The sequence below is a fragment of the Parvimonas sp. D2 genome, from assembly GCF_035282635.1.
GTDB lineage: Bacteria > Bacillota > Clostridia > Tissierellales > Peptoniphilaceae > Parvimonas.
The window spans coordinates 15,335-29,532 of record NZ_JAYKBO010000001.1 but is presented as its reverse complement, the minus strand read 5'-3'; the positions used below and the strand labels follow the sequence as shown (position 1 = coordinate 29,532).

12 protein-coding genes are annotated in these 14,198 nt (G+C 30.8%); all 12 read right to left on the bottom strand.

The genetic code is table 11. From position 1 onward, the window contains the following. Nucleotides 1-6: 6 nt before the first annotated feature. The 12 genes from grdC to map all read right to left on the bottom strand — a co-directional run bounded on the left by grdC (nucleotide 7) and on the right by map (nucleotide 14,086). Nucleotides 7-1,548, bottom strand: a complete 1,542-nt coding sequence (gene grdC / locus VJI77_RS00135; RefSeq protein ID WP_293439635.1) for a glycine/sarcosine/betaine reductase complex component C subunit beta — start codon at nucleotides 1,546-1,548, stop codon at nucleotides 7-9. Nucleotides 1,549-1,678: 130 nt separating this feature from the next. After that, complete coding sequence (gene grdB, locus VJI77_RS00130) at nucleotides 1,679-2,986, bottom strand: glycine reductase complex selenoprotein B (RefSeq protein ID WP_323987830.1); 1,308 nt, start codon at nucleotides 2,984-2,986, stop codon at nucleotides 1,679-1,681. Nucleotides 2,987-3,039: 53 nt separating this feature from the next. Then, nucleotides 3,040-3,504 (bottom strand): glycine/sarcosine/betaine reductase complex selenoprotein A, encoded by a 465-nt coding sequence (gene grdA / locus VJI77_RS00125; RefSeq protein ID WP_081446160.1) that lies wholly within the window; start codon nucleotides 3,502-3,504, stop codon nucleotides 3,040-3,042. A 73-nt stretch (nucleotides 3,505-3,577) separates the two neighbouring features. Further along, nucleotides 3,578-4,864 carry a glycine/sarcosine/betaine reductase component B subunit gene (locus tag VJI77_RS00120; RefSeq protein ID WP_009732728.1) on the bottom strand — a complete coding sequence of 429 codons (1,287 nt, stop codon included), beginning with the start codon at nucleotides 4,862-4,864 and terminating at the stop codon, nucleotides 3,578-3,580. A gap of 52 nt (nucleotides 4,865-4,916) precedes the next feature. Next, complete coding sequence (locus VJI77_RS00115) at nucleotides 4,917-5,846, bottom strand: NAD(P)/FAD-dependent oxidoreductase (protein WP_323987829.1); 930 nt, start codon at nucleotides 5,844-5,846, stop codon at nucleotides 4,917-4,919. Between the two features lie 161 nt (nucleotides 5,847-6,007). Further along, nucleotides 6,008-7,612, bottom strand: a complete 1,605-nt coding sequence (locus tag VJI77_RS00110) for a Na/Pi cotransporter family protein (RefSeq protein ID WP_313960726.1) — start codon at nucleotides 7,610-7,612, stop codon at nucleotides 6,008-6,010. 172 nt (nucleotides 7,613-7,784) lie between these two features. Further along, nucleotides 7,785-9,068 (bottom strand): phosphopyruvate hydratase, encoded by a 1,284-nt coding sequence (gene eno / locus VJI77_RS00105; protein WP_293439624.1) that lies wholly within the window; start codon nucleotides 9,066-9,068, stop codon nucleotides 7,785-7,787. 13 nt (nucleotides 9,069-9,081) lie between these two features. Further along, entirely contained in the window at nucleotides 9,082-9,828 is a 747-nt protein-coding gene (gene tpiA / locus VJI77_RS00100; RefSeq protein WP_293439622.1) for a triose-phosphate isomerase, read from the bottom strand. 11 nt (nucleotides 9,829-9,839) lie between these two features. Continuing rightward, a complete protein-coding gene (locus VJI77_RS00095; protein ID WP_323987828.1) occupies nucleotides 9,840-11,036 on the bottom strand; it encodes a phosphoglycerate kinase in 1,197 nt (398 codons plus the stop codon). A gap of 94 nt (nucleotides 11,037-11,130) precedes the next feature. Continuing rightward, entirely contained in the window at nucleotides 11,131-12,132 is a 1,002-nt protein-coding gene (gap, locus tag VJI77_RS00090) for a type I glyceraldehyde-3-phosphate dehydrogenase (protein ID WP_416383254.1), read from the bottom strand. A gap of 37 nt (nucleotides 12,133-12,169) precedes the next feature. Beyond that, entirely contained in the window at nucleotides 12,170-13,186 is a 1,017-nt protein-coding gene (locus VJI77_RS00085) for a sugar-binding transcriptional regulator (RefSeq protein WP_323987827.1), read from the bottom strand. 141 nt (nucleotides 13,187-13,327) lie between these two features. Further along, nucleotides 13,328-14,086: a type I methionyl aminopeptidase gene (gene map, locus VJI77_RS00080; RefSeq protein ID WP_323987826.1), complete on the bottom strand. Its 759-nt coding sequence runs from the start codon at nucleotides 14,084-14,086 to the stop codon at nucleotides 13,328-13,330. Between the last annotated feature and the right edge of the window lie 112 nt (nucleotides 14,087-14,198).

Genomic DNA, 14,198 nt, shown 5'->3' with positions numbered 1-14,198 from the left:
TCACCTCTATTCTTCAATTAAAGAAGATGCAAAATTTCTCATTGCTTCAGCAACTAATTTCTTAACTTCTTCCTTAGAAACTCCAGAGTTGTCTTCTAATTTACCTGAATTTCTTTCTAAAACAATTGATACACCATCAAATAAGTTAGTCATTCTTCCTAAGAATAAAGAACCCTTACCAATAATCATAGCTCTATTTAATTCACCTGATGTTAAATCTTCACGGCAGAATCCTAAATAAGGTACTCCTGAAGGAATATGTCCTTGAGTTGGAGCCCATCCTTCCATACCATGATCTTCAATAAAGCTAGCAATTTCAGCTTTTTCTAATTGTTTTTTCATTACTCCTAAAGCACCAATCATCTTGAAGTTAGCATTTGGAACATCTCCAGCTCCAGCAGGTTTAGTTATGTCAGGATTTTGCATTTCAGCTGAGTATTTATCAACATCTTTTACTGTTAAATTAGCTTTTTCCAATGGCGCAGTAACTAATGCTGACATAACGGCTTGTGGTGATGAACCAGTTCCTACTGTATGTCTACCAACTATGTCAGTTCTTAATACTGGGTTAACTCCATCATTTTCTGAAATTAACGCAGCAAATCCACCAATACAATCTTCTAATATAGGTAATCCTTTCTTAAGGTGGTCTTTACCGTTCATTCCTAATTTAGCTGTACATCCACCTGCAACTATAACAACATTTTTGAAAGTTCCAGAATGAACATGAGATGATGCAGCAATTAAAGTATGAGTTGGAGCAGCACAGAATCCTCTTATATCAGAACCTGAAGCATTGTCAAATCCAGCTAATTCAGCTATAGATTTTGCAAAGTTACCACCACCTCTTTGGTTCATATCTCCACATGCTTCTTCTGAACATTCAATAACATATTCTACATCATTAGGATCTAAATTATTCTTTGCAACTAAATGTAAAGCAGCTAACAATCCAGAAGCTTTTGTAACCAAATTTTCTAACATAACATGAGCTGATAAGTTAACATCAACATCATGAGCTCTAGTAACTACACCTACTAATTTATCTTCAAAGTATAAACCTTCAGCATGATTATTCATATGTCCTTCAAGAACTGATTGATCAACACCTTCTTTTAATCTTGCAACTAATCCTTCGCTAATTAGTGGATGTTTTTCCAAATCAGCTTTAACAGATTCAGTAAACTCTTTGTTAAGATAAACTAAATCAAAGGCATCACAAATTTTCATAAGACCAACAAATTCATGTTCTGGCATTATTTCACCATATTTACCATCTCTTGGAGCTCCAGATAAATATTTATCTGCATCTGACCATGGTTGTGGCACAGCCTTTAAATCTTCTGGTCTTTTGTTTCCAATGTAAACTTGGTTTGGTAAATAATTTAATACTTCTTCATATTTTCTAATATGATTTGGTATTTCCTTTAAATATTCTGAATCAGGATTTAAAGCCTTTTCAGTAGTTTGAGTTGTTCCATTTTGAATTATCATGTCTGGTGCATGAACTAATACGTAAGAAGTTCCTTTTAATACAGGAAAATTCATCTTAATTACCTCCTTTAATATAAAAAACAGATAGCATAGTATGTATTGCATATAAGCCAACTACCCTCATCTAATAGAATACCATTAAATTAAAAAGGTGTCAATACCTGACACCTTTTTTACTAAAAAATTATTCAAATATTGTTTGTCCTTCAACTTCTGTTGATAAAGCATTTAATGCTTTTTTAACAATATTCATTCTTAAAGAATATTCTTCCTCAGCAGTTAATTTAGGATTACCTAATGGGTGAGGAATTGCTATAGCAGGAACAATTCTATTAGCTCCTACTGTCATTGAAATTGGAGTTACAGTACATACATGTACTACTGGGATTCCAGCTCTCTCAATTTCTTTAACCATCGTTGCACCGCAACGTGTACAAGTACCTCAGGTAGATGTTAATATAACTGCATCTACTCCATCAGCAACCAATTCTTTGCTGTATTTTTCTGCAAATGCTTTTGCAGAAGCTACAGCTGTACCATTTCCTACTGTAGTATAGAAATATCTATGAAGACTTCCAATTTCACCCTTCTTTTCAAGTTCTCTTAAAACATCAACAGGTAAAACTCTATCTGCATCTTGATTAGCATAAACAGGATCATAACCACCATGCGCTGTTTCCCATTCGCCTTCTTTAAGATCCATTACACCTTCAATATCATATTTACCATATTTTGAAGCTGATGAAGACTCAATATGATCAGGATTTCCATGAGGAACAATACCACCTGATGTTACCAAAGCAATCTTAGCTTTTGTAATATCTTTAACAGCTGGATTTGGATCTACTCTGTCAAAGTGTGGCATTGGAAATTCTGTTTCGAATTCCTCACCTTTTAACTTTTTAATCATCATATTTACAGCTCTTTTACCACCGAAATCTTCTCTAAATATGTTCTTTCTAACTCCTCTTTCAATGTAACCTTCTTTAGCTGGAGAACCAATTTCTTCTCCTTTAACAAGTTTCATTGCAAGTGGAACCATTTTGCTTACAGCATCTTTCATACCTGCAGCACTATTTTTAGTTGAAACTATATATATGCTCTTTTTGAACATATCTGCACCTGGGTTTTCAATATACATACCAGTTAAAGCCGGAATACCCAATTCATTTTGAACAGCTTCAGTAATTGTACCAGCAGCAACTCCATAACGACCAGCATTAAATGCAGGACCTGCTATGAATAAATCTGGATTGTACTTTTTAACCATTTCTAAAACTTCTGCTTTAGCTTGGTCCATATTTTCACCAAAATAGCTGTCTCCGCAAATAACTGTAGCAACTATTTCAGCTTCACCCTTAAAACCGGCATTTAATGCTAAACCAGGTCCAATTTTTTCTTCTCTGACTTCTGGTTTATAATCTGCCTTTTCTTCTCCACCTATACCAGCAAAGAATTGGTTTATATAGTGAACTACTCTTAATTTTTCCACACTAATCACCTCTCTATCATATATTTATATATGATTTTTTTCTTAATTACAAATTATAATGAATTTCTAATTTCACTTACAGCTTCAATGATAGCATCACAGTCAAGAACCATTTCCATCATACCAATTTGGTCATCATAAACTGATTCATCAACTTCTGCTTTAAATTCAGGTTCAACTGCGTGATATACTTTAAGTCCTAACTGAACTCCTGCTAATGGACCTGCAAAAGTAGGGTCTCCTGTAGTTACAGTTTCAGCTGCTAATGCTGCTGATTCTGCTTCAGATGCTCCTAAAAGAACTAAACAATTTTCTGCTCCGTATTTTTCTGCTAATTCTTTTACCCTTCTTTGATTTTCTAAGTCCATTGCTCCTGCTGCAGTTCAGACAAAACATTCAGTTGCTGAAAATACTATTTCTGCAGGAGTTGTAGCGACACATTCTTCCATAGCTGGTCCTGGTATACCATCTCTATCACCGATTATGATTACTTTTGTATTTTCTGTAAAAAGTGCCATATCGCTAACACATCCTTTCTATATATTTTATTTTCGTTTAATTTTATATAATATTCCGTGTATTTAATAAATTTTAATAGCCAGTAGCTGATAATCTATTAAATCCTAATTCATTTGTTGCACCTGTAATTGCTTGTAATTCAACCATAATTGAACCATCTTCTCTTAATGATCCATCGAATCCACCTGCAATAATGTCAACATAATCTAAAGTTCCAATAACTTTGTCCATCTTAGGTAATACAATAGTTTCGTTAGCATTACCACCAGTTACTACCGCATTTGCAGCAACATCAGCATCAGCTAAAGATTGACTTGCACCATCTCTACCAGCATATTCATCAGTAATGATAACTGTTTTAACGCCTTTACCTTCGATTTTTTTACAGTTCATAATTAAATCTGTATCCGGGTTACCAAATCCTTCTTGTGATACGATAGCTCCATCAAGATTTAAAAATTCACATAATTTAGCAGTCCAGTTTGATGATCTTTCTTTATCTGCTAAATATACATTTTCGTTAGTGATAATAACACCAACAAAGTTGATTTCTTTTCCATGCTTTTCATACATTGCTCTAACAACTGGGTTGTTTAAGTGATGATAAGTTGTATTCTTATCACAAGCAGATACACAGTTACCACTTAATATAGCTCCATCCATCAATTCTGTTGGATATAATAGTGTTGGAACTATTTGTTTTGCATCTACACCGTAAACATATGTATCATGTAATAATCCTTGAGATTGTAACATTTGAACATAAGCAACTTTTGGTAAATGTTTTAATTCTTCAGCTTGTTCGAATAATGGCTTAGTTTCGAATACTTCTACTTCATCAGGTTCAACTTCTTTACCAGCTAATCCTAAATAAGTAGCAGCTTTTAATCCTGCCATTCTAACAGCTTTTTCGTAAGCATGAGCTTCAACACCTTCAGCTGGTTCCACAATTAAAACTATATTATTAGTTTTAGAGAATGGTGTATATTCAGCTCCAGGTCCTTGCATATCAACAATACCTTCTTGGAAGCCTACTATTTTACCAACTGTCATTACTGCGGCTCCTTTAAGAACATGAGTTCTTCCTGAACCAACTACATCAACTTTTGAAATCATTCCAGGGAATACTCCGCCTGCTCCGTTAACCTTTACTCTTGGTTCTACAACATCCTTAATTGGAGTAATTCTTACACTTTCACCTGGTTTTGCAAGATCTACGTCTACTGATTTTAAGTGTTCATCATCCATTAAATGAGCTATTAATTCTTCCTTATTAATGTATAAAACACCTTTGTCAACTTTTGTTTCTGAACAAAATTTAACATCGTTAATTAAGATTTTTCCTAATTCTAGACGCATATACTCACCTCCTTAAAATTTATATATTTAATCCTTTCGGAATTAAATTCATTTATTCAAAACTTTCGACATATTTTCTAGCATTTATTGCAGCTATTGCACCATCATTAACAGCAGTAACCACTTGTCTAAGTTCTTTTACTCTAACATCTCCAGCAACAAAAACACCTTCAACATTAGTTCTCATAGTTTCATCTGAGACTATATAATTTCTATCAGTTTCAATCTTTCCTTCAAATAATGAACTTTCAGGTATATAACCTACGAAAATAAAAACGCCAAAAATCATATCGCCTTCTCTTGGAACTATCTTAGTTTTTTCTCCAGTTTTATTATTTACTATATTCATAGCTCCTAACAAACTAGCGCCTTCAAAACTTTCTACCTCAACGTTCCACATAATCTTCAGTTTTTCACATTTTAAAGCTTTTTCTTCTATTGATTTAGCCACTGATAATTTATCTTTTCTTACTAGTAATGTAACATTTCGTCCAAATTTTGTAAGATACATCGCTTCTTCAACTGCAGCTTCTCCTGAGCCAACAACATAAATATCCAAATCTTGGAAAAAAGGTGCATCACAAGTTGCACAATATGCTATTCCTTTACCAGTAAATTCTTTTTCACCCGGAACATTAAGTAATCTTGGATTTGATCCAGTTGCAATTATCACAGACTTTCCTTCATAAGTAGCATTTTCCCCTTGAACTACCTTTATGTTCCCAGAAAAATCAACATTAATCACTGTATCTGTTACAAATTCTGCTCCAAACGATTTGGCTTGTTTAACCATTCTTTCAATTAATTCAGGACCTGTTGGGACATCTTCTGCCCCTGGATAATTTGCTATTTCGTCAGTCTTAGCTATTAATCCACCTGGTGTTCCCTTTTCAATAATTATTGTTTTCATACTAGCTCTTGCAGCATAAATTCCTGCACTTATTCCCGCAGGACCAGCTCCAATTATAATACAATCATACATAATTTACCCCCAATTACAGTATCAAAATAATAAACTGTAATGAAAACACATTCGTTTATTATTATATATTAAGTTTACCCAATTGTAAAGCATTTTTTGATAAAATCATAATAAAACTTTTTTATAACTTTAAGTATTTGTATATAAAATTCACAATCTTTTTAAAGTTCCTTTCCTAATGTGTAATTTGCAATATTCACACTATGGTCTGCAATTCTTTCAAAATTTGATAATATGTCAAGAAATTTAACTCCAGCATTTGTATCGCAAATGCCTTTATTAATTCTATCCATATGGTTTCTTCTATAACTTTCTTCTAATATGTCTACTTCTTCCTCAATATTAATACAATTTTTTGCTAACTCAAGATTATTATCTTTATATGCAATAGTTGTATCAATTACAATTTTCATAACATCTGAAGATATTTTTTCATATTCATCAAAAGCTGTTTTACTAAATACAGAATTTTCATCTTTAATTTCTTGAATCAATTCTATTATATTTTCGCAATGATCTCCAATTCTTTCATAATCATTTATAGCGTACATCATAACAAATACTTTATGTTTTTCTTCATCAGATAAATTTTTATCAGCTAAGGGAACTAAATAGTCAATAATTTCCTTTTCTAATCCATTAATCATTTTTTCTCTATTAAAAACAAATTCTATATTCTTGCCACTTTTAGTCTTAAATGCCTCAATTGTCTTTTCAAGAGATTCAATGACAATTTCTCCCATTCTAGCAACCTCTTTTTGAGCTTGAATAATTGCAATACTTGGTGTTTCAAAAAATCTTTTATCCAAATTTTCAGAATAATGTTCTTCTACGACATCATCTCCTTTTATTACTAATTGTGATATTTTAACTAAAAGACTAGAAAATGGCAATTGAATTAAAACATTTATTATATTAAAAAATGTATGAGCATTAGCAATTTGCCTTTGAACATTTCCTGGAGAAATATATTCAACTAAATATTGAACTGGAATTCTTAGAACAGTCATAAATATTATAGTTCCTATTAAATTGAATAGAAAATGAATAAAAGCAGCTCTCTTTGCATTTTTACTTGCTCCTATTCCAGCAATCATAGCGGTTGTTGTTGTCCCAATGTTATCACCAAAAAGAACTCCAAAAGCCTGGTTTATATTAATTGCTCCTTGCATTCCCAATGCTTCCAACAATCCTATTGAGGCAGATGATGATTGAAGTACAGTAGTTAATAAGAATCCGGCTAAAACTCCAATAAATGGGTTATTTAATTTTACAAGTATATTCTTAAACCATTCTTCTTGTGCAAGAGGTTCTAATCCACTACTCATAATAGACATACCTAAAAATAATATTCCAAAACCAATTAATATTTCAGATATATCTTTTTTTCTATCGTTCTTTGCTCTCATCCACATAAAAACACCTATAGCGATAACTAATGGTGCATATTTTGAAATATCAAAAGCAATAATTTGTGCAGTTATAGTAGTCCCAACATTTGCACCTATTATTATTCCAACAGATTGAGCTAAAGTCATAAATCCAGCGTTTACAAAACCTATAGCCATTATAGTAGTAGCAGAACTAGATTGAATAATCATTGTAACAAAAATACCAACCAATACTGCATATATTTTATTTTTTGTTATTGCAGCGATTATTCCTTTCAATCTTTCACCACAAGACTTTTGTAGTCCTGCACCCATTAAATTCATTCCATATAAAAATAAACCTAAACCGCCTAAGACAGAAATGAAAATAGACATATTTCCTCCAAAAATTATAAAAAAAATCAAAATATTAGCTCATATATTATATATAAACTTATCAATAATAGTATACCATAAAATGAAATAAAAATAATATTTATTTCAAACAATTCAATAAATTAATCTTAAAATTTATATAAATAATGAGCTAATCAAAAATTATTATACTCTATTTAATATTATAAAATGCAGATAATCCTAAAAATTTAGAATTTTCTCCAAGTCTGTCCTCAATTCTCAATAATTGATTATATTTACAAATTCTATCAGTTCTAGATGCTGATCCTGTTTTTATTTGACCAGCATTAACAGCAACAGCTAAATCAGCAATAGTTGTATCTTCTGTTTCTCCAGATCTATGAGAAATTACACAAGTATAACCATGAGTTTTAGCAAGCTCTATTGCATCAAGTGTTTCAGTTATTGTTCCAATTTGATTTAATTTAATCAATATTGAATTAGCAATTCCTTTTTCTATTCCCATATTTAATCTTGAGTAATTAGTAACAAATAAGTCATCACCAACTAATTGAACTTTTTTTCCAATTTTTTCAGTTAAAAGTTTCCATCCATCCCAATCATCTTCAGATAATCCATCTTCAATTGAAATAATAGGATATTTTTCAACTAAATCACAATAATAATTTACTAATTCTTCTGAGGAATAAATTTTTCCTTCTCCTTTAAAATTATATTTTCCATTTTCATACATTTCACTTGATGCTACATCCAAAGCTAAAAATATATCTTTTCCTGCTTTATAGCCAGCTTTTTCAATGGCTTCCATAATTGTTTGTAGGGCTTCTTCATTAGAATTTAAATTAGGGGCGAATCCACCTTCGTCACCAACTGCTGTATTATATCCTTTTGACTTTAAAACAGATTTTAAGTTATGGAAAACTTCTGTTCCCATTCTTAGAGCTTCTTTAAATGAACAAGCTCCTGCAGGCATAACCATAAATTCTTGAATGTCTACATTATTATCAGCATGTTCTCCACCATTTAAAATATTCATCATCGGAACAGGTAAAGTTTTTGCGTTAACTCCACCTATATATTCGTAAAGAGGGGTATCTGATTCAATTGCTGCAGCTCTTGCAACTGCCATGGAAACTCCTAAAATTGCATTTGCACCTAATTTTGATTTGTTTTCAGTTCCATCAATTTGAATTAAAGCTCTATCAATTCCAACTTGATCAAAAATATCAAATCCAATCAATTCATCTGCTATAATTTCATTAACATTATTAACTGCATTTAATGTTCCTTTTCCTAAATATCTAGATTTGTCACCATCTCTAAGTTCAACAGCTTCATGTACTCCTGTTGATGCCCCTGAAGGGACAATCGCACTTCCAACTGTACCGTTTTCAGTTGTAACCTCAACTTCAACAGTAGGATTTCCTCTTGAATCTAAAACTTCTCTTGCATAAATTTCAACTATTAAGCTCATAATATTCTCCTTATTATTTATAATTTATTAATGCACAAAAACTAGCACTTTCTAAGCAAGCTCCACCAACTAAAGCACCATCTACATTCTCTTTTTGCATTAAATCTTTTATATTGTTTGGTTTAACACTGCCTCCATATTGAATTCTTATATTTTCAGATAAATTTCCATAAATATCAAATAAAATTTCTCTAATAAATTTAATCATATTTTCAGCATCATCGGAAGATGCAGTTAAGCCTGTTCCTATTGCCCATATTGGCTCATAAGCAATTATTACTTTTTCAATATCAGTTTCACTAATACCTTCTAGAGTATTTCTTATCTGTTTTTCAACAACTTCTTTTTCTACTCCTGAATTTCTTTCTTCAAGAGTTTCACCACAACATAATATTGGAATCAATTTATTTTGTAATGCAGATTTTACTTTTTTATTAATCATTTCATCAGTTTCGTTAAAAATAGTTCTTCTTTCTGAATGCCCTAATATTACATATGACACTCCACAGCTTTTTAACATTAAAGGAGAAATTTCACCTGTAAATGCACCTTTGTTTTCAAAGTACATATTTTGAACCCCTAAACCTACATCAGAACCTTCTAACAGTTTATTAACTTCTGTAACATAAACAAAAGGAACACATACTACTTTCTCAACATTATTATCTAACTTCTCTGATACAATTTCTTTTACTAATTTCTTGGCTTCATCTAAATCTTTATTCATTTTCCAGTTTCCAATAATAACAGGTTTTCTCATACTACCTCCAATTATTTATTATCTATTGAGTCAATTCCTGGTAAAATCTTACCTTCTAAGAATTCTAAAGATGCGCCTCCACCTGTTGAAATATGTGTTATTTTATCTTTATAACCTGATTTTTCAGCAGCAGATGCACTATCTCCTCCACCAATAATACTAATCGCTTCACTTTCTGCAATAGACTTTGCAATTTCAAATGTACCCTTTGCAAAATTTGACATTTCAAAAACTCCCATTGGACCATTCCAAACAACAGTTTTTGCATTATTAATTTCATCTGAAAATAGTTTAACTGTCTTTTCTCCAATATCTAATCCCATATAATCATCTTCTATTGAATCTATATTAACTGTTTTAAATTCAGAATCATTAGAAAATTCTTTACAAACAACCACATCTATAGGTAATAACATCTTAACATTTTTACTTTTTGCTTTTTCAATCAACTCTTTTGCTAAATCAATTTTATCTTCTTCCAATAAACTTTTACCTACTGAATAGCCTAAAGATTTTAAGAATGTAAATGCCATTCCTCCTCCGATTATTATACTGTCTACTTTTTCAATCAAATTTTCAATAACAGTAATTTTATCAGATACTTTTGCCCCTCCTAAAATTGCTACAAAAGGTCTTTCAGGATTAGAAAGCGCTTTTCCCATTATAGAAATTTCCTTTTCCACTAAAAATCCCACAGCTGATGGTAAAAACTTACAAAGTCCAACATTTGAACAATGAGCCCTATGACTTGTACCAAAAGCATCATTTATATATAATTCACCCAGCTCAGCCAATTCTTTAGAAAAATCATCGATATTTTTTGTTTCTTCGTTTCTAAATCTTGTATTTTCTAATAAAGCAACTTCTCCATCTTTTAATTTTAAAACTTCATTTTTTACATTATCATCCACTACTAAATTACTTTGTAAAAATTTAACATCTTTATTTAAAAGTTTAGATAATTCTTTAGCTACTGGTGCTAATGAAAATTCTTTCTTAGCTTCTCCCTTTGGCCTACCTAGATGAGATAATAAAATTATTTTTGCATTATTTTCAATTAAATATTTGATTGTAGGTAATGCTGCTACTATTCTAGCATTATCAGTAATTTTACCTTCTTCTGTTTTTGACATTGGAACGTTAAAATCAACTCTTACAATAACTCTTTTTGAGGTCACTTCTAAATCAGTAATAACTTTTTTATTCATAATTACTCCTTACTATACAATATGAGGTGAAAATCTCCACCTCATATTATTATTAAATAATAAGATTCCAATTTTGGAAATTCTTATTTATAGACTATTTTGAAAGATTAACTAAATATTGGAAAGTACGTATCAAGTTTGCAGTATATGACATTTCATTATCATACCACGCAACTGTTTTAACTAATTGTTTACCATCAACTTCAACTATTCTAGTTTGAGTAGCATCAAATAAAGAACCAAATTTTATTCCTATTACATCTGTAGAAACTATAGGATCTTCAGTATACCCAAATGATTCACTTGATGCTTCTTTCATTGCATTGTTAATTTCTTCAACTGTAACAGTTTTTTCTAAAACTGTTACCAATTCTGTCAATGATCCTGTAGCAACAGGTACTCTTTGGGCAGAACCGTCTAGTTTTCCTTTTAATTCAGGAATAACAAGTCCAATAGCTTTAGCTGCGCCTGTTGTATTTGGAACTATATTTATTGCAGCAGATCTAGCTCTTCTCATATCACCTTTTCTATGTGGAGCATCTAAAGTATTTTGGTCGCCTGTATATGCATGAATAGTAGTCATAATACCTTGAACAATTCCAAATTTATCTTGTAAAACTTTAGCCATTGGTGCTAAACAGTTAGTAGTGCAAGAAGCTCCTGATAAAATTTGTTCTGTTCCATCCAATATGTCATGATTTACACCATAAACTACTGTTTTCATGTCACCTTTCCCCGGTGCTGATATAATTACTCTTTTAGCACCAGCATCAATATGGAATTGTGCTTTTTCCTTTGCAACAAAGAAACCTGTACATTCTAATACAACATCTATATCTAATTCTTTCCAAGGTAAATTCTTAGGATCTGCATCTGAGAAAACTTTTATTTCTTTCCCATCTATAGAAAAACATCCTTCTTTTACAATTACTTCTTTTTCAAATCTTCCTTGAGTTGAATCATATTTTAACAAATGAGCTAACATATTTGCATCTGTTAAATCATTTATAGCTACTACTTCAACTCCTTCCAAATCGTGCATTAATCTAAATGCCAATCTACCTATTCTTCCAAAACCGTTAATCGCAACTTTCATTTCGATTCCTCCTTAAAATTTTATAAAAAGCTTTCGCTTATAATATATTTAAAATCTTTTTAGCTGATTCTTTATCTGTAACTAAAGTCATATCTTTTCTAATGTTACAAATAGAAATAATCGCCTTATACTTTTCTCCATAACCCGCAATTGCAATTACTTCTTTAATCTTTAAATACTGATCCATATCTAATCCTATAGTATTCGAACTATACACAATGTTTCCACTAATATCAAAGTAATTTCCAAATGCTTCACTAACTGCATTTTTTTCATTTAATATTTTTATTTCATCTTCAGTTAATGAACGTCTTTTTGCCATAGCATCAGATCGTCCAATACCAAAAACTAATACATTTATCTTATTTAAATATTCAATTAGCGTTTTTACTTCTTCTAAGTCCTTTAATCTATCAAATGTTAAATCATCTAAATAATCTGGTAAAAAAGTTCCGAAAAAATTTGCCCTAAGTTTTTTTGATAAATTATTAGCCACAACATTTGACTGGTATTCTAAGCCATTACCTAAACTTCCTCTAGCAGGTATAACAGCAATTTTATCATATGATTTTTTAACATTCATTATATCTACAAATGTTTTAACTGTTGTACCTCCTGATATTCCAATTACATCATTCTCAGAAATTGTATTTAAAAAATACTCCGCTGCAACCTTTGCAATTTGTTCCTTTCCCAAAGATTCATCACCAAACGAATCACTAACTATAACTTTTTTTATTCCTAATTTTAGCTTTAACTTATCTGCAATATCTTGGTTTTCATTAAAATTATTAACCAAATCTCTAAGTTCTATTAACATAGACTCTCCAAGATCAGTTATAAAAGTTCCGGATTTAATTACCTCAACAAACTTTTCTTCAGTAAAAAATTCTAATTCATTTCTTACTAGGCGCTCTCCAACACCTAAATATGACGAAATATTTCTTCTCCCGACAGGGGCATTCATGGAAATGTATTCTAGAATTTTATATCTAAAAACAAATTTTTCAATCAAATCTGGAACAAACTTTTTTAAATAATCTATATCATTCATTTTTGTCCCGTTATATACTATTTGTCCCTATATTTATTTTTTCCCATAATTTTACAATCTTTATGTTATGATTATACTATTATTTAATAAAAAATGCAATAAAAAAATAATAAAATTTTATAATTTTAAGTTATAATTATACTATTCATACAATGATTGATCTGTTAAAATTAAAGGCCCATCTTTTGTAATAACAAAAGTATGTTCATATTGACAAGAAAGTCCTCCATCAATTGTTCTAGCTGTCCAGCCATCATCATCAATTGTACATCTCCAGTCACCTGTATTAATCATAGGTTCAACTGTTATTACCATACCTTCAACAAGTCTAACACCTTTTGTTGCAGTAATATAATGAGGAACTTGTGGATCTTCGTGCATTTCAGCACCAATTCCATGTCCACAAAAATCTCTGACTATGGAATATCCTTTGGGCTCAACATAATTTTGAATCGCCTTTCCTATATCAACAATTCTATTTCCTATTATTGCTGCATTAATACCCTTATACATTGCTTCTTTTGTTACTTCCATAAGATTTTTAACTTCATCTGAAACTTCACCAACAGCATAACTCCAAGCACTATCTGATAAATATCCATTTAAATCTACAACCATATCTACAGTTATCAAATCACCAGATTTTAACACTTGTTTGCTTGGAAATCCATGGCAAATTACGTCGTTAACAGAAGTACATGTTGCATAAGGATATCCGTGATATCCTATTTGTTTAGGTTTTGCTCCATGTTTTAACATAAAATCATGACAAAATTTATCTATTTCTAAAGTTGTAATACCAGGTTTTATGATATCTCTCAAACCAATATGAATTTTTGACAAAATTTCCCCTGATTTTTTCATACCTTCTATTTCATGTTTACTTTTTATTGTTATCATAATTATCTCCTTGTTTTTTATAAACTATAAACAATTTTTATTAAATATAAATATTATATAAATATAAATATTTATATTTCACAACAAAAAGACATACCAAAAAGTATGCCTT

Coding starts and splice junctions, on each gene's coding strand:
- grdC (WP_293439635.1), bottom strand. CDS start 1,548: ATGAATTTTCCTGTATTAAAAGGAACTTCTTACGTATTAGTTCATGCA.
- VJI77_RS00120 (WP_009732728.1), bottom strand. CDS start 4,864: ATGCGTCTAGAATTAGGAAAAATCTTAATTAACGATGTTAAATTTTGT.
- VJI77_RS00115 (WP_323987829.1), bottom strand. CDS start 5,846: ATGTATGATTGTATTATAATTGGAGCTGGTCCTGCGGGAATAAGTGCA.
- VJI77_RS00110 (WP_313960726.1), bottom strand. CDS start 7,612: ATGTCTATTTTCATTTCTGTCTTAGGCGGTTTAGGTTTATTTTTATAT.
- eno (WP_293439624.1), bottom strand. CDS start 9,068: ATGAGCTTAATAGTTGAAATTTATGCAAGAGAAGTTTTAGATTCAAGA.
- tpiA (WP_293439622.1), bottom strand. CDS start 9,828: ATGAGAAAACCTGTTATTATTGGAAACTGGAAAATGAATAAAGATTTA.
- VJI77_RS00095 (WP_323987828.1), bottom strand. CDS start 11,036: ATGAATAAAAAAGTTATTACTGATTTAGAAGTGACCTCAAAAAGAGTT.
- gap (WP_416383254.1), bottom strand. CDS start 12,132: ATGAAAGTTGCGATTAACGGTTTTGGAAGAATAGGTAGATTGGCATTT.
- VJI77_RS00085 (WP_323987827.1), bottom strand. CDS start 13,186: ATGAATGATATAGATTATTTAAAAAAGTTTGTTCCAGATTTGATTGAA.
- map (WP_323987826.1), bottom strand. CDS start 14,086: ATGATAACAATAAAAAGTAAACATGAAATAGAAGGTATGAAAAAATCA.